Source organism: Streptomyces sp. NPDC005576, from assembly GCF_042871745.1.
Classification (GTDB): Bacteria; Actinomycetota; Actinomycetes; order Streptomycetales; family Streptomycetaceae; genus Streptomyces.
In genome coordinates, this window is record NZ_JBIAJC010000004.1 from 262,687 (window position 1) to 278,199 (window position 15,513).

General features: G+C 73.1%; 11 protein-coding genes and 2 pseudogenes. 6 read left to right on the top strand and 7 right to left on the bottom strand.

All coding sequences use genetic code 11. The features are described 5' to 3' along the window. Positions 1-24 precede the first annotated feature (24 nt). Complete coding sequence (locus tag ACFYPN_RS09245; RefSeq protein WP_389297478.1) at positions 25-711, top strand: TetR family transcriptional regulator; 687 nt, start codon at positions 25-27, stop codon at positions 709-711. Positions 712-770: 59 nt separating this feature from the next. Here the strand turns inward: ACFYPN_RS09245 and ACFYPN_RS09250 are convergent, their stop codons facing one another. Beyond that, entirely contained in the window at positions 771-1,499 is a 729-nt protein-coding gene (locus tag ACFYPN_RS09250) for an SMI1/KNR4 family protein (protein WP_389297480.1), read from the bottom strand. Positions 1,500-1,643: 144 nt separating this feature from the next. Between ACFYPN_RS09250 and ACFYPN_RS09255 the strand changes: the two genes are divergently transcribed. After that, positions 1,644-1,916 carry a hypothetical protein gene (locus ACFYPN_RS09255; protein WP_358760822.1) on the top strand — a complete coding sequence of 91 codons (273 nt, stop codon included), beginning with the start codon at positions 1,644-1,646 and terminating at the stop codon, positions 1,914-1,916. A gap of 27 nt (positions 1,917-1,943) precedes the next feature. On the opposite strand, the gene ACFYPN_RS09260 is transcribed toward ACFYPN_RS09255, so the two are convergent. Then, the gene (locus ACFYPN_RS09260; RefSeq protein WP_389297482.1) at positions 1,944-2,750 is read right to left on the bottom strand and encodes a hypothetical protein; all 807 of its coding nucleotides are present in this window, start codon (positions 2,748-2,750) and stop codon (positions 1,944-1,946) included. A gap of 625 nt (positions 2,751-3,375) precedes the next feature. Here ACFYPN_RS09260 and ACFYPN_RS09265 point away from each other — a divergent pair. After that, on the top strand, positions 3,376-4,785 hold the full coding sequence (locus ACFYPN_RS09265; RefSeq protein ID WP_358760820.1) for a hypothetical protein: 1,410 nt from the start codon (positions 3,376-3,378) through the stop codon (positions 4,783-4,785). Positions 4,786-4,844: 59 nt separating this feature from the next. Here the strand turns inward: ACFYPN_RS09265 and ACFYPN_RS09270 are convergent, their stop codons facing one another. From ACFYPN_RS09270 to ACFYPN_RS09280, 3 genes are all read right to left on the bottom strand, one after another. Further along, a complete protein-coding gene (locus tag ACFYPN_RS09270; RefSeq protein WP_389297484.1) occupies positions 4,845-5,747 on the bottom strand; it encodes a cellulose-binding protein in 903 nt (300 codons plus the stop codon). 272 nt (positions 5,748-6,019) lie between these two features. Continuing rightward, complete coding sequence (locus tag ACFYPN_RS09275) at positions 6,020-8,581, bottom strand: SUKH-4 family immunity protein (RefSeq protein ID WP_389297486.1); 2,562 nt, start codon at positions 8,579-8,581, stop codon at positions 6,020-6,022. A gap of 5 nt (positions 8,582-8,586) precedes the next feature. Continuing rightward, positions 8,587-9,564 (bottom strand): HNH endonuclease, encoded by a 978-nt coding sequence (locus ACFYPN_RS09280; RefSeq protein ID WP_358760817.1) that lies wholly within the window; start codon positions 9,562-9,564, stop codon positions 8,587-8,589. A gap of 235 nt (positions 9,565-9,799) precedes the next feature. Here ACFYPN_RS09280 and ACFYPN_RS09285 point away from each other — a divergent pair, with 235 nt between their 5' ends. From ACFYPN_RS09285 to ACFYPN_RS09295, 3 genes are all read left to right on the top strand, one after another. Then, complete coding sequence (locus ACFYPN_RS09285; RefSeq protein WP_358760816.1) at positions 9,800-10,321, top strand: YwqJ-related putative deaminase; 522 nt, start codon at positions 9,800-9,802, stop codon at positions 10,319-10,321. Positions 10,322-10,331: 10 nt separating this feature from the next. Beyond that, positions 10,332-10,832 (top strand): SUKH-3 domain-containing protein, encoded by a 501-nt coding sequence (locus tag ACFYPN_RS09290; RefSeq protein ID WP_389297489.1) that lies wholly within the window; start codon positions 10,332-10,334, stop codon positions 10,830-10,832. A 583-nt stretch (positions 10,833-11,415) separates the two neighbouring features. Continuing rightward, positions 11,416-12,801, top strand: coding sequence for an LCP family protein (locus ACFYPN_RS09295; protein WP_389297491.1), 1,386 nt, complete (start codon positions 11,416-11,418; stop codon positions 12,799-12,801). Between the two features lie 166 nt (positions 12,802-12,967). On the opposite strand, the pseudogene ACFYPN_RS09300 reads toward ACFYPN_RS09295, so the two are convergent. Next, positions 12,968-13,336 (bottom strand): annotated as a pseudogene (locus tag ACFYPN_RS09300) (ABC transporter permease); the annotation flags it as partial. A gap of 353 nt (positions 13,337-13,689) precedes the next feature. Next, positions 13,690-15,000, bottom strand: a pseudogene (locus ACFYPN_RS09305) (sensor histidine kinase); the annotation flags it as partial. Positions 15,001-15,513 lie beyond the last annotated feature (513 nt).

A 15,513-nucleotide genomic window follows, 5' to 3' on the forward strand; every position in this document is an offset into this window, starting at 1 on the left:
GGTACACAAGCTAGGCTGGCAGTCATGACCTTCCAGCGGGCGCGCAGCGCGGAGCAGCGCGAGATGCGGCGCCAGGCGATCCTGGACACTGCGGCGGCGATGCTCGACGAGATGCCGGTGGCCGACGTGAGCCTCAACGAGCTGAGTCGGCGTTCCCACCTCGCCAAGTCGGCGTTGTCCCGCTACTTCGCGTCACGCGAGGCGGTCCTGCTCGAACTGCTGGGCCACTTCCTGCAGACCTGGCTGGCGGAGCTGCCGGGCGAGCTGGCCGCCGACATCGACGGGAGCCTCCCCGCCGAGCAGCGGGCCGGTCGGCTGGCCGAGGTGCTCAGCCGTTCGCTGGCATCCCGCCCCGTGCTGTGCGACCTGTTCGGGGCACAGGGCGCCGTCCTGGAGCAGAACGTCACTCTTGAGGTCGCACTGCGCCACAAGCGGGCTTCGCTCGACGCTCTCGCGACCATGACCGGCCTGGTCCGCCGGCACGTACCGGAGCTGGGCGACGGTGCCCAAGCGTTCTGCCTGCACGCCATGGTCCTCGCGGGCGCGCTGTCGGCCTACTGCCCGCCGCCGCCCGCCGTGCTGGCCGTCTACGAGGCGTACCCCTCGCTGGACGCGCTGGGATTCGACCTGCGCGACGCCCTGCGGCTCTTCCTCGGTACGGCGCTGCTGGGCGCCCTGCCCCGCGCCGATCAGCCCCCCGACCGGCACTGACGCCAAGCGGCACAGGCAGCGGGCCCGGAGGGACTACGCAGCACGGGGGCGGGCCTGCGTCAGCGGACCCACGGGCCGGGAAGGTCTCGGCGCACGGTGTCGAGGTCCGCGGCCGTACGCCCGCGCACGTGGATCCAGGAGTGGTCGTACGGCCCGTCCCGGCGCACCAGCCGACCGGGCGCCGCGTACCAGCGCACGGGCGAGTCGTCCGCGGACGCCCACATGGGATGGTCGGGCAGTTCCACCCGGGCGTAGCGCTCGTGAAGGCGCAGCAGCGACGCGTCCGGCAACTCGCAGGCGTCGTAGAGGCGGTGGTCGTCCGCGCCGAAGAGCGACTCGCTCAGTACGAGTTCGACCCACGCGAGGGACATCCGGTCGAGGAACGGTATCCAGGCGTCGCGCGACTCCACCAGGACCGGCGGATCGTCCTGTCCGATCTCCGCCAGAGGGATCGCCCAGAGGGCGCAGCCCTGATTCTCGTGGCGGAAGACCAGCAGGCCGCCCATGGCATCGTCCACGTGGAGCGCTGTCGCGGGGAGCAGGGGGTCCTGCTGCCGGGTCATGTCGGGGCGGCGCCCGAACAGCGCGTACCCCTCGCGCAGGGCGGCCAGGAGTTCAAAGCCCAACTCGGCCTCGACGGAGTCCAATTCGTCCTCGCCGAAGCCGTCCTCAGGTTCCAGGGGACGCCCCATCCACGTATCGGCGAACCAGCGCACGAAGTCCAGGGCGTGGGCGCGCGTACGCACCCCGCCCCGCAGCGCCACGGAGACATCCGGCCCGTCCGGCATGCCGAGGACCCTACCGGGGGCGCCCCTCCCGGTCACGCTCTCGACCTGGCTCACCACCCGGCCCGGGACCGTGTCTGAGCGGCGAGGTTAGGGTGTCTCGACCGAAACGGCGAGGTGGACCGGGGCGGGGACGGGGGACGGACTGTGGATCAGACCGAGGCAATGCGGCTCGCGGACGCTTTTCTCGCGCGGAGTGGGCACCCGTACGAGCTGCCCCTCGCCATCGACGTCGACCGGGTTCGCGCAAGCGACGGGCTACTGATCGCGCCGTACAACTCCGTGCGGTACCTGGCCTCGCGCGATCCGCGCGAGATGCAGCTGGACTGCTGGCCCATCCTGGTGGACCTGCGGAGCGGCGAGGTGCGGTTCGGGCTGCTCGAAGAGCGGGATCTCTGGAGGAAGTCCCCGGGCGGCTGACCGGCCGCGTCGGGCCGTGGCCCAGGGTCACGGCTCCACGGATGCCCCTCGCTCACCGACGTCAGCGACACAGGCGACACCCTCGGCGTCTTCGGCGTCTTCGGCGTCTTCGGCGTCTTCGGCGAGCAGCCGAGCCAGCAGAGCCCGCCCCTCCTCGCCCCGCAGGGCGTCGGGCCCCCAGGAACGCTTCGGCCAGTACGCCCGGCCGTCGATCCAGGGCACCCCCAACGGCAGTTCGGGCGTACGACCGCTGAGTTCGAGGTCACCGACGGGCTCCACGGGCAGGTCGGCGGGGAGTCCGCCCGCGCGCGCGGACCGGTGCAGCGGCATGGGCACGAGCTCCACCACCCCTGCGGGCCGGACCTCGTCGTCCCCGCCTACCGGGAAGACGACCAGCAGGGCGGCCCCGCCCCAGGGCGGGTCGTACACCAGGGCATACCGCATGGACACGGCGTCGGGCTCGCAGGCAGCACGGGCCAGGACCTTGGCCCTGACGCCGCCGCTTCCGCAGACGCAGAGGGCCCCGTAGACCGCCAGGGCGACGAAGACCAGGAGGCACCACCAGTCGTCGAGCCCGAGCGCGGCGAAGCCGGCCACTCCGCAGACCACCAGGATGAGGCCGGTGCGGGTCGCCCCGCCGAGCAGGACGGACAGACCCGAGATTTTGCGCAACGTCTCCACCCGCCACCATGGGACGCTGCGGATGTCGGCCTCTCGGCGACTGCGCGCCTTCGGCCTCTCCAGCGCTGCCTGACGTCGGGCCTCGGCCGCCAGCGTCGCGTACGTGAGCGCGCCGGAACCATGCCCCGATACCTCTCCACCGTCGTGCGTCATCGGGTCCCCCATCTCCGCAGGCACACGCCCGCGCCCCAAGTGGTTGTACTGGCAACGGACTTTAGACTCCCGCCGGCACCACAGTCACGCAGCACCCGGGATGCGCACGTGATCGTGGCAGAGGGTGCCCCTCTCGGCGCGCAGCCGCTCTGTGCGACTGGCAGGACGGACGAATTCGAGCTCCGCGTTCGCTCAAGCAGGTCGACCGGTTGGCCCACCACTCAAGAGTCGCCGTGCCCTGGTAGCTGTCCACAGCCCAAGTACCGCGATCAGGCGGGCCGTCGCCCGTCATTGCGCCGGGTCCCCCGTCATGAGGCCCGCCCGCCCCGGTGCGGGGATCTGTGCACCCAACCCCCCTGCCACACCATGCCTCGGGCTGCCGCTGGTCGCCGCACCGGAGGCCGGTTTCCCGCACCCCGGTAGGTCGGTGGACTCCTCAAAGGACGGGGAGTAAGAACTAACCCCCCTCCCTCCCCTCCGTGTCATCACCCGTGCGAGTGACCCGGTTGCTTTGGGGCAGTTCAGGCGGTTACTTTCAGCGCAACGACTTTACACACAGAGCGACCCTCGAACGGGACGGCAATCCCGGTCGAGGGTCTGACCACTCAGGAAGAGGCACTTCCCCATGGCTGTAACCGACTTTATCGCGCCTCCGCGCACCCGCTCAGGGCCTGCGCATCCCTCCTCCGGGGTAACCCATGTCCGCACCCGGCTGACCTCCGACTTCACGATCCTGCACAACGCCTTGGCCCAACGGCGGGGCAGCGCGGTCGCGGTGGGCGTCGGCGCGTACATCATGTCCCTGCCCGACGGCGCCCCCGTGAGCATCGACGCCCTCTGCGCCCACTTCGACGAGGGCCCGATCACCCTCTCCCGAGCCCTGCGGGAGCTGGAACACGCCGGGTATCTGGTGCGCCGCAAGGAGCGTTGGGTGCGTGGCCTCATCCGCACCCGGACCTTCTTCCGTACGGTCCCCGGGCTGCGGCTGCCGGAGCCGGAGACGCCGCCCGGGAAGACACCGGTGCAGCCCGCGCCGGGGGCGCCCGAGGCGACGGTGCCCGCGCCCCGCCTGCCCGCCGAGGCGCAGACAGCGCCGGACCCGGACGCGGACGCGGGCCTGGACGCGGACGCGGGCCTGGACGCGGACGCGGCCCCGGACGCGGACCCTGACCCCGCGTCAGACCCTGACCTGGCCTCTGACGCGGCCACCGAACAGCGGGAAGCCGACCAGCAGGAGCCCGACCAGCAGGAGTCCGACGAGCAGGCCCCCGAGGACGAGACCAGCACGGTGGACGGGACGGAGACCGACACCGGCGCCGACACCTCCGCTCCCCCAACCCCTGATGTCGAAGGCGACGTTGACGAGGGGAGCTCCGAAGAAGAGGGCGTCGGGGAAGTCGGTGCCGACGAAGAGGGCTTTGAGGACGAGGCCGTCGAGGAAGATTCGCCCCTCGGTATCACCGGCGTCGACCCGCAGGCCGTCGTGATCCTCGCGTCGCTGCGGATCGTCGACCCCCGGCTGATCCTCTCCCGGCGCGAAGTGGCCCAACTGGCGCCCGTCGTTGCCGACTGGCTCGCCCACGGCGTGGATGCCGCGACGATCACCCAGACCCTGACCGCCGCCCTCCCCGTACCTCTCCGCGCCCGCCCGGCCCGCATCCTCGCCTACCGGCTCCGCGACCGGCCCGTGTCACCCCCGCCGTCGTCGCGCACCGCCGGGGAGGACCCAACAGGACCATTCGGTACACAAGGTGACGATGCGTCATCCCAACCGCCGCTGCTCCCTTGGCAGACCTGCGACGGCGGCTGCGAGCGCGCGTTCCGCGCGCCCGAACCGGGCTCCTGCCGGGACTGCACCCAGCCGGACGGTCCGCCGCCCGGGTGCGCGGCCGACACCGGCGCCGCCACCGGTTCGATCGCGTCGATGCGTACCGCTCTCCGCGAGAGCAAGGAGGCGAGGGCGGTCGTGCCCGCCAAGTACCGCAAGTTCAGCGTCCGCAACCAGCCTTGGGCACGGGCCGCCGCACCCGCGTGAGCGGGCCCGCCTGAGCAGGCCCGCCTGAGCGGACTTGTCACGACGCGCGAGGCCGGCCGTCAGTCCTCGGTCGGCTGCGGGTTCGGTGTCCGTCCCGTGAGGGCGGCGAGGGCGTTGCGGACGTGGGTCATGCGGGCGTGCAACTCCTCGCGGCTCTCCTCGTGTTCGCGCAGTATGCGCTCGGTCTCGCGCACCACCCGCTCCTCGCGCACCCGGGCCTGGGAGAAGAGTTCGGCGGCGCGGGCCTCCGCGTCCTCCTGGCGGTGCCGGGCGGCCTCCTCGGCCTCCGTGCGCCCGCGCCTCGCTGCCGCGAGGACGGCCTCGGCGCGCCCCGTCAGTTCATCATGACGGGACGTCACCTCCGTTTCGCGGGCGAGGATTTCGGCCTCGGACGTCTTGTGGCGTTCGGCCTGTTCCTGCTCCTGGTGGGCGAGCACGCTCGTCGTACGGGCACGGGTCTGGGCCATCAGCTCCTCGCCCTCCGCCCGGACCCGCGCGGCGTCCTCGCCCGCCGCCGCCAGGGTCTGCGCCGCGACCCGACGGGCCTCGGCGAGGACGCGTTCGGCGTCCTCCTCGGCCTGGGCCCGTACTTTCTCGGAGTACGCACGAGCGGCGTCCCGGGCCTCGCGCCCGGCAGTCTCGGCCGCGTCGCGCAACGCCTGTGCGGCCTCCTGGGCGGCGGCGCCGGACTCGGCCACCTCTTCCTCGGTGAGGGCCAGTATCGAGCGGGCGCGCTCGCTCAGCTCCTGGTACGTCTGCGGGGCGAGGCCCGCGACCTGCTCGGTCAGCCGGGCCGACTCGGCCGTGAGCTCCTCCGCGAGGGCGGCCAGCCGGGAGAGCTCGTCCAGGGCCGCGTCCCGCTCGGCCGAGAGTGAGGCGACGAAACGATCCACCTGCTCCGGGCGGTACCCACGTCCTCGTCCCCCACCGAAGCCATGTCCGGACACCGGTGCAGCACTCATCCCTGAAACCCTCTCTTCCGCACGCCGCCATCGATCCTGAGGTCAAGGATGCGGCAATTGGGCCGGAAGTCGGAATCGATCAGCCGCTTTCCGGACGGAAGCGACCGGCGTCACAGCCCGGCGGCGTCCGCGAAAGCCCACCGCAAACACCCCAAGGGATACCCGGCCGAATCGGGCCGGACACGCGAAGACGCCCGCCCCTTAGAACAGAAGAACAAGAGGGCGGGCGTCCTGGTGTCTGCCGTTTCCGACGGCCGAGTGCGGCGGACGGCTCAGATCAAGCCGTCCCACATCTGCTCCAGCAGCACCGACCACCAGCTCTCCGGCGACGCCAGCGCCGCCGGGTCCAGGGCGGCCAGGTGCGCCTGGAAATCGACGGTCCAGCGGCCGGCCTGCTCGGGATTCAGCCCGTACCGCAGGCGCCACATCCGCCCCAGTAGAGCCATGGACCGGACGAACTCGGGCAGCCCCGAGTTCACGAACTGCGGCAGCACCGACTGCCCGCCCGGGCCTGCCTCCACGGGCACCGCGACGATGTTCGCCGTGCCGTACTGGACACAGATCGCCCGGCCGAAGTCCGTACCCATCACGAGGTACGCCCCCGCGTCCGGCGCGGGCCGCACCTGGCGCTGCGCGGCGAGCTCGGCGAGGGTCGGCACGACCGGCTGACCGGGCTGGGCCCAGAAGAACGGCCCGAAATCGGCGGGCAGCCCTGCCCAGACCAGGGTCCGGCCCACCGTTTCCGGTACGCCCTGCCGGGAGACGGCCCGTTCGTCGAAGCGGAGCACGCCCTGCGGGCCGAACGCCTGGAGCAGCTCCTCGGCCACTCCCTCCGGCCCGACCGGCGGCGCGGGCTGCACCGGCGGCAGGGGCGCCCGCACGGGGGCGGGCCGCGCCGGGCCGTCCGCGACCTGGTGCAGCTCGCCCTGGTGGGTGAGGAGGTGGCGCATGCCCTGCTGGCGGCTCGCGTGGTCGGTGCCGTACGGGGCGACGCTGGTGATCCGCACCTGCGGCCACATCTCGCGGATCATGCGTGCGCAGTAGCCGCCGGGCAGCTCGCAGGACTCCAGTTCGGTGTGGAGCTCGATGACCTGCTGCGGCGGCACGTTCATGCCCCGCAGCTCGTAGAGCATCTGCCACTCCGGGTGCGGGGTCCCCGGCGCCGAACGGCGGATGAGCTGCTGCTCACTGCCGTCGGGCGCGCGGTACCGCAGCACCGCCTGGTAGCCGGGACCCACGGTCGGCGGCTGGACGGGCTGCTGCGGATAGCCGTACGCGGGCGGCGGCGGAGGCACGACCCCGGGACCGGGCACTCCGGGCCCCGGCACGCCAGGCCCAGGAACGCCGGGCAGACCCGGCGGCGGGCCGGGGGGAGCCGGGGGACCGCCGACCGGAGGGCCGACCGGAGGCGCCGCGAACATCGTCTCGGCGTGGTGCACGTCACCGTGCGGACCGGGAGGACCGGGCGGCCCCGGAGGGGCGGGCGGGCCGGGGGGGCCGGGCGGGGCAGGTGGCTGAGGCACGCCGGAAACGCCCGGCACACCGGGAGCACCGGGGAACCCGGGCGGGCCGGGCGGTGCCGGAACACCGGGAGGGCCGGGCGGATCGGGCGGACCGGGGACACCCGGGGCGCCCAGGTCGACCGCGGGGGCCATCTGCGTCGGTACGTAACCGCCGACCGGCGCACCGGGGCCCGGCGGCGGCGGGGTCGCGCCGGGGCGTGCGCCCGGGATGCCCGGGGCACTCGGCGGCGGCGGTACCGAACCGATGCGCGGACCGCGTGGCGGGACGGATGCCTTACTGGTCGCGGCGTTCGCGATGTCCTCGGCACCCGGAGGGGTGGCAGGCACCCGCCTGCCGTGCGGCGCACCGCCCGCCATCAGCGTGGTCGGGGCGTCGGCGGGAACGACCGGCGAGGGCGCGCCCTCGTCGTCGGCGCCCGAGAGCGGCGGGGCGAACACGGTGTGGGGCAGCGGGACCGCCGCATCGTCGGAGTCGCGGTTGGTGTCCGTACCCGCCCACGGCGTGGCGCCGTCCGGCACGGGAGCGGCGACCGGGGAGCCGTGGGCCGGCACCCCGTCCGAGGCGGTCGGCTCGTGGTCCTCGGGCTGCTGTCCGGCGGGCGGGCCGGGCCACGGCGTCGCGCCCGAGTCCTGCGCGTGCGAGGTCGGGACGGAGGGCGCGGAGGAGGCCACCGCGGGCGTGGCGGACGCGGAGGAGGCCACCGCGGGCGTGGCGGACGCGGCAGGAGCTGCGGGCGTGGCGGGCGCGGCAGGAGCAGCCAGCGTGACGGGCACCGCGTCGCTCACCGCATCGGGACCGCTCGCCTGCGCGGGCACCGTCCCGGCGCCGCCGGTGCTGCCGGTGCTGCCGGTGCCGCCGGTGCCGCCGGTGCCGCCGGTGCCGCCGGTGCTGCCGGTGCTGCCGGCGACCGCGTCGGACGACTCGTGCCTGCGGTCCGGAATGCCCAGTTTGTCGGCTGCTTCCTGGAGCCACTCCGGCGGCGTCAGCAGGAAGGAGGTCTGGTTGAGATCGATGCGCGCGGACGGCTGGGGGGCGGGCACCGCGTCCGCCGGGGAGCCGTACTCCTCCTCGTAACGCCGTATCACCTCGCCCACCGGCAGTCCCGGCCACAGCGTGGCCTCGCCGCTGTCGCGGGCGATGACCAGCCGCTGACGGCCACCGTCCGAGACGGGGCCCTCCGGGCGGTCCTCGGCCCACGCCACGAAGCCCAGATCGAACTCGCGGACCCGCACCTCCCGGTGCTGGTAGCCGGGCACGTCACCGTTGACCCACTCGTCAGCCCGTTCCTGCGCCTGTGCGAACGTCACCATCGCGCTCAGCCCTCCACCGGGACGGCACGCGCGAAGCCGCCGTCCACCATCAGGTTCGCCACCGTCTCCAGCTCCTGCGGGCTGCCCGCGAGCCGCTGGAGGAACGCGTCGAAGTCCGCACCGCACTCCACCATCAGCCGGTCGGAACGCTCCTGCACCGTCATCTCGTTCCGGTCGCGCGCGTCGTCGTACGCGCAGAACCAGACCGAACCGATGCCGCTCCCCTTCACCTTCACCGTCAGCAGACCGCCCTGGACGAACGCGATGCCCAGGAAGTCCTTGGTGAAGTGGTCCCGCAGGCACTTGTTGACGTAGACGAGGTCGTTGACCGCCGCCTCCTCGCGCACCGTGAAGAACGGCTGGTCCACCAGCAGCCCCAGCTCGGGGTCGAGCGCCGTGCCCACCGGGGCCGAACCGCCCGCCGCCTTCAGGAACGAGCGGTACGCGCCCGGCAGGCGGTACCCCAAGTCCTCCTCGACGCCGAGGATCTGCGCCTCGGACACCGCGACGGCACCCTTCGGCAGCCGGAAGTGCGCGGGCCGGGTGCCCTGCAACGGCCGGGTGCCGCGCCGCTCATGGTCCACCGGGGTCGTCGACAGACCGGCGTGGTGGCGCAGCAGCGCCTTCACGTCGACGGGTACCAGCTCCATCCGACGGCTGCCCGACACGTGGTGCCAGGTCCAGCCGTGCGGGGTCGCCACCGCCGGGATCGTGTCCCACAGCTCGTTCCCGGTCGCCGCCAGCGCGGCATTGGCCGACACGTAGTCGGTGAGCCGGAGTTCGTCGATGCCGAAACCCGCGGGCGGATCGGCGATCTCCGCGGCGGCCCGCGCGTACGGGGAGAAGTCCGGATGACCGTTCGCGTCCATCCGTACACCCCTCGGGTGGCGCGACGCCCGGACCGGGTCCGGGAAGTGCACGACCTGCCCGGCGTAGGCCGCGTTCGGTGGCGCGGCTTGCTGCCCGAGCCGACCTGTCGTCATGGCGGTTGCCCCCTGCTGCGTCCGGTGTTCCGCACAGCCTATGCGGTGGCGCAACAGGCGGAACCGCCCCTTCGCGGCCATCACCGACCGTCACACGGAGGTGACGGAAGAGCGACGGTTGGGAGGCTTTGAGCGACACGCTGCGTCCAATACCGCCCCAGCTTCCCCACCGTCCGACACATTTGGCAGGCTGTCCCCCGCAACTCGGGGGATTGCACGGGAGGAAACCGACACCATGCACGACGTACACACAGTCACTTCCGGGGACCCGCGCCTCAGCTGGAGCACCACCGACTCCAACCGCACCCCCCGGCTCCACCACCGCCGCGACGGCATCCTGCCGGCCGTGGCCGCCGCGCTGTCCCTGCGCGGGGAGACACTCACCTGCACCGCGGGCAAGGGGGACCAGCCACCCGTCCTGCACCACCTGGTGCAGGACTTCCTCGACACCCTGCCCACCAGCCAGCGCGAACGCTTCACGGGCCGCTGCCCCGAGGCGATTCTCCTCTCCCGGCAGCTCACCGCGGCCGAGGGAACCCGCTCCAAGCGCGCCCAGCGCAAACCACTCACCAGCGGCGAGGCCCGGCGCGCGCTCAAGCACGGCCGGCTCACCGCCCGCCACATCCGCGAGGACGGCGACCCACGGCACGGGAGCTACGCGGCGCCCTGCCGGTCCTGCACGGTGATGCTCGCCCACTTCGGCGTACGTCCCGTCGACCTCGCCAACGGGGCGGCCACCACGGCCGAGAGGGGCTGACGGCATCCCGATGCACGAGCCGAACCAGCACCCCACCGGCACCCGTTTCACCCCGGTCGTGGCGAAGGCCCTGCGCGCAGCGGGCTGGGAGCCCGGCCGCTGGATCATCCGGCAGGCCGAGGAGTGGGCCGACGCGCTGCGCGCCCACACCTCGCCGGCGGGTCACCGCCACGCGGTGTTCCCGGCGGTGGTCGAGGCCTGGGCGGAGTTCGGCAACCTGCACATCCTCGCCCCGGGCCCCGGCCGCCAGATCGCCCCCGCCTCCGTACGGATCGACCCGCTCGCCGGCCTCCACCTCGCCCGCACCCTGGGCGACCTCGGCCGGGCGCTGGCCACCGAGGTCAGCCCGCTGGGCCAGGAGAGCGAGGGGCAGGCGGTCCTCGCCATGGACAGTGAGGGACGCGTCTACAGCATCGACCACACCGGCGACTGGTACCTCGGCCCGGACATCGACCGCGCTCTGAACACCCTCCTCACCGGCGTCCAGCCGACCCGGCTGACGCCGGGCTGACGCCGGATCGAGGGGGCCTCCGGGCCCGGAAAACCGCGCCACGCACCGAGCAGGCGCTCGATCGCCTCGGCGACCGCCGCGGCCCGGACGTCGCGGCCGGCGCGGTGCGGGCCGATGCCGCCTTGAGCATCAACGCGTCAATGCGTCAACGCGTCACTCCAGTGCTGCTGGGGTCACTTGGGCTGTCCTTCGCGCGGTCTTCCGCGAAGCCCCACCGGTGCGCGGAGGCCGGGGAGGACCAAGCGCGCACGGGCAAACATTTCCGGCACGTCGACGATGCAGGCAACCGCACCCAGCGGTTTGGGACTCCTCCTCACCGAGTGGGACCTTCGACGGCGCCCTGCTCCGGTCTCCGTCGATCACCGATCACCGATCACCGATCACCGATCACCATGACTGCGACCGAGTACCCGCTACCGACCACGCGTGCCCACGAACGCACACCCGCCCGCCTCGCCGTCGCGGCAGGCTTCCACCTCGTTCTCGCGCTCGGCCCCTTCCCCGCCGTCGACCGACGGGTCGGCCGAGGAGCCGGATCTTCGCCGGCCGCGCGAGACCACCGTGAACAGCGAAGGAGCATGTCGTGTCAGGACAACGCAGGTCGGCCGGGACAGCCGCGCCCTCCGCAGACCGGCACCGCCGACGCCCCCGCCGACGTACGGGGCGGTGGATAGCGATAGCCGTGGCCGTCCTCGTCCTCGGCACGGCGGCCACGGGCGGCTGGTTGTACTCCCACCTCAGCGGCAACATTCAGGGCGCCGACGTGGACGACGCCCTGGGCGGCGACCGGCCCAAGGCCGCTGCCGGGGGCGAGAACATACTCGTCATCGGCTCGGACAGCAGGGAAGGGCTCGGCGACGCCTACGGCAAGCACCTCACCACCATGCAGTCCGACACGCTGATGCTGCTGCACACCGGAGGTGACGGGAAATGGGCCTCCGTCGTCTCGTTCCCCCGTGACTCCTGGGTGCTCATCCCGTCCTGCGCGCGCGGCGACGGCCCCGCCTCCACCCCTCACCGGTTCAAGATCAATGAGGCGTACGCCATAGGCGGCTCCACCGGCGACAGCGTCAAGGCGGCCGCCTGCGCCATCAAGACCGTCGAGGCCAACACCCACGTGCGCATAGACCACTTCCTGATCGCCGACTTCCGCGGCTTCACCGGAATGGTCAACGCGCTCGGCGGCGTCGAGGTGTGTCCGAAGCAGGACATCCACGACTCCAAGGCCCATCTCGACCTGAAGGCGGGTTGCCAGCTCGTCCGGGACGACAAGGCCCTCGGGTACGTGCGCGCCCGCTACAGCATCGGCGACGGCTCCGACATCGGCCGCATCGGCCGGCAGCAGGAGTTCATGAAGTCGCTGGCCGCCCGCGCCAAGTCAAAGCTGTACAGCCCCACCGCGCTGTACGGCTTCCTCGACTCCGCCACCAAGTCGCTGACCGCCGACCCGGAACTCGCCGACATCAAGCCCCTCACCAGCCTGGCCGGCAGCCTCAAGGGCATGGCGACCGACCGGATCTCCTTCCTGACCGTCCCCAACTACCCGCGCGAGCTCGACGTACCGACGGACAAGGCGAACGTGACCTGGCAACAGCCTGCGGCCCGCAACCTGTTCACGGCCATGAACGAGGACCGCGAGACGACTCCGGCGGCGCTCAAGGCGGCCACCGCCGAACTTCCCGCACCGGCCGGCACGGTCCGCGTCACCGTCCTCAACGGCACCGGAACCCAGGGCAAGGCCCTGAAGGTCGCCGAGGAGCTCCGCGCCTTCGGCTTCCAGATCGCCGCCACCGGCAACGCTCCCGCCGAGGTCAGCAAGACCACCCTCACCTACCCCCAGGACCAGGCGAAACAGGCCGCGTCCCTCGCCGCGCGCCTGCCCGGCCTCACCCCGACCCCGGCCGCCCCGGACGCTCCCGCGGGCATCACCCTGACCATCGGCCCCGACCTGCCGCCCACCTCCGGCTGAGAGCGAGGGGCAGGCGGTCCTCGCCCTGGGCAGTGAGGGGGGTGCCGCGCCCCGAAAACCCTCCCCACGAGAGTCCAGCCGACCCGGCTGAGGGCTCCCGGCCGAGGGTTCACCCGGACCGAGGTTCACCCGCCCGGGGTCTGCCCGGCCCGGGGTTCGCCCGGCGCTACTCCGTGGCGATGGCCTTCAGGACGTTCATCCGCCCGGCGCGGAAGGCCGGGAAGAGCGCGACCAGCAGGCCCACCACCGCGGAGCCGAGGAAGACGACACCGATGGTGGTCCACGGAATGCTGAGCACGCCCAGCCCGGCGAGGGCCAGCAGCTTCTGTGCCGCGACGCCCCAGCCCAGGCCCAGCGCCACGCCGAGGATCGCACCGAAGAGGGCGACGGTCACGGACTCCAGGCGGACCATCCGGCGCAACTGGCGCCGGGAGAGCCCGATGGCGCGCATCAGCCCGATCTCGCGGGTGCGTTCGACCACCGAGAGGGCGAGGGTGTTCACCACTCCGAGGACGGCGACGATGATGGCGAGTGCCGGAGGCAGTGGGGCGGCTGAGAGTAGCCAGTCGATGTGGGTCGGCAGGCGGCCTACGAAAGCCCCGGCGCGCTCTGCGCCCGTGTCCCGGCTTCCCTCTGGGGAGGTACGCCCTCCCCCTCCGACGGGACGCCGGGCAGGACATCCGAGGAAACCTCGGACGGGCCCCCTCCCCCGCCCCTCACCCCCCGGACGCCCCCCTGCCCCGGCAGCGCCACCTCCATCGGCACCGCCTCCACCTCGGGAGCGATCACGACGACCTCGGGGGCCGCCACCCCCGGTACACCGGCCTCGGGCGCCACCTCAGTGGCCACCGCCTCCGTAGCGTCCGGGGAGACCGTCGCATCCGGGGAGACCGTCGCGTCCGGCAGCACCGCCGACACCCGGAAGCCGCCCGCGTCGGTCGGGCCGGAGACGAAGGCGCCGCCGAGGACGGTCACCCGCTCCCGCATGCCCACGAGGCCGTTGCCGCCGCTCGGCAGGTCGGCGTCGGCGACGGCCGCGTCGGAGGGGCCGTTCTCGACCTGCATCGCGACCTCCGCCTCGCGGTGCGCGAGCCGGACCCACGTCTTCGCGCCGGCCGCGTGCTTGTGCACGTTGGTCAGCGCCTCCTGCACCACCCGGTACGCGGTCTGTTCGACCTGCGGGGCGTACGGGCGCGGGTCGCCGTCCACCGACAGCTCGACCGTCATGCCCGCCTGGCGCGACTGGGCGACGAGCGCCTCCAGCTCGCCGAGGCGCGGCCCGTCCTCCGGTGCCGCCGCGGCCGCGGCGGCTGCTGCGGCGGCCCGGCTGACGGAGGCCAGCGGCTGCCGGTCGTCGCCCGCGCCCGCCCCCGTACGGAGCACGCCGAGCATCTCGCGCAGCTCGGTCAGCGCCTGGCGCCCCATGTCCCCGACGAGCGCGGCGTTGCGGACCGCCTTCGCGGGGTCCTTCGGGGCGATGGCCTGGAGCGCCGCCGCGTGCACCACCATCAGGCTCACCCGGTGCGCGACCACGTCGTGCATCTCCCGGGCGATCCGGGTCCGCTCCTCCGTACGTGCCCACTCCGCGCGCTCCTCGGCCCGGTCCGCGAGCAGCGACAACTCCCGCTCCAGCGAGTCGGCCCGTTCGCGCAGGCTCTCCATCAGCCGGCGGCGCGCGCCGATGTAGAGGCCGAAGAGGAGCGGGGGCGCGGTGAGTCCCAGCGCCATGAAGAGGGAGACGACGGGGGCGTACCAGTCCCCCGGCACGGCCGAGGACGCCTCGTCGACGAGGTTCCGGCTCAGCCGCAGGTACGTGACGATGAAGCTGCCGACCAGCGACATCCCGGTCAGCACGACGGTGATCCTGCGCGGCACCTCGGACGCGGCGAGCGAGTAGAGGCCGACGATGCCCATCAGGAAGCCGACCTCGGCGGGAGTGGTCGCGATCGACACCAGCACCACGACGATCGGCCACCGGCGCCGCAGCACCAGGACCGACCCGGCCAGCAGCCCGAACAGCACGCCGACCGGCACCGGCAACCGGGCCTCCTGGGCGAACTGGATCCCCTCCAGCCCGCACTCCAGCGCCGAGACCAGCGCCAGTCCCACGTCCAGGGCGACACCGCGCCGCCGTTCCCACCACCAGTAGCCGCGGGTGGTCGCTCCCGCCGCCTCCCGGTCTGCCCCCGTTGCGGTCATGCCATCCACCCTACGGGCGCCCGCATCCCATTTTCGGGTGACCTCGACAGCACTACTCATGTTCGAACGGGGGTTGATCCGCGGGTGATCCCCGGACCAGGGACTTCGCCGCGCGGACACCTGCGGAGGTGCGCGTTCCGCGCGACCGCGCACCCGCGCGCACGTGACGGACGCCATCCGACGGGCGGCCCGCCCGCCCGCGTGATCAAGAAAGCCGGATCTGTCGTCGCGCGTAAGGGGCTTGGTACGGCATAGTGTTGGGTGCCGATCCGACAGGCTGACACAATGTCCGTTTGGGCCGGAATTAGTCCCCCATGGTGTAATCAGGCAGCACTGCGGTTTTTGGTACCGTATGTTCAGGTTCGAATCCTGATGGGGGAGCTTTTCGGCGCGGGGGGCCCCCCCCCCCGGGGGGGGCCCCCCCCCGGGGGGGCGGGGGGCCCCCCCCGGGCCCGGGGGGGGCCCCCCCCCCCACCCCCCCCGCCCAAAAACAGAGCCCCCACCCCCCCCCCC

Excerpts from the sequence above, each read along its gene's own strand:
- ACFYPN_RS09265 (WP_358760820.1), top strand. The coding sequence starts at position 3,376 with ATGGCTGTAACCGACTTTATCGCGCCTCCGCGCACCCGCTCAGGGCCT.
- ACFYPN_RS09250 (WP_389297480.1), bottom strand. The coding sequence starts at position 1,499 with ATGCCGGACGGGCCGGATGTCTCCGTGGCGCTGCGGGGCGGGGTGCGT.
- ACFYPN_RS09270 (WP_389297484.1), bottom strand. The coding sequence starts at position 5,747 with ATGAGTGCTGCACCGGTGTCCGGACATGGCTTCGGTGGGGGACGAGGA.
- ACFYPN_RS09245 (WP_389297478.1), top strand. The coding sequence starts at position 25 with ATGACCTTCCAGCGGGCGCGCAGCGCGGAGCAGCGCGAGATGCGGCGC.
- ACFYPN_RS09275 (WP_389297486.1), bottom strand. The coding sequence starts at position 8,581 with ATGGTGACGTTCGCACAGGCGCAGGAACGGGCTGACGAGTGGGTCAAC.
- ACFYPN_RS09260 (WP_389297482.1), bottom strand. The coding sequence starts at position 2,750 with ATGACGCACGACGGTGGAGAGGTATCGGGGCATGGTTCCGGCGCGCTC.
- ACFYPN_RS09285 (WP_358760816.1), top strand. The coding sequence starts at position 9,800 with ATGCACGACGTACACACAGTCACTTCCGGGGACCCGCGCCTCAGCTGG.
- ACFYPN_RS09290 (WP_389297489.1), top strand. The coding sequence starts at position 10,332 with ATGCACGAGCCGAACCAGCACCCCACCGGCACCCGTTTCACCCCGGTC.
- ACFYPN_RS09280 (WP_358760817.1), bottom strand. The coding sequence starts at position 9,564 with ATGACGACAGGTCGGCTCGGGCAGCAAGCCGCGCCACCGAACGCGGCC.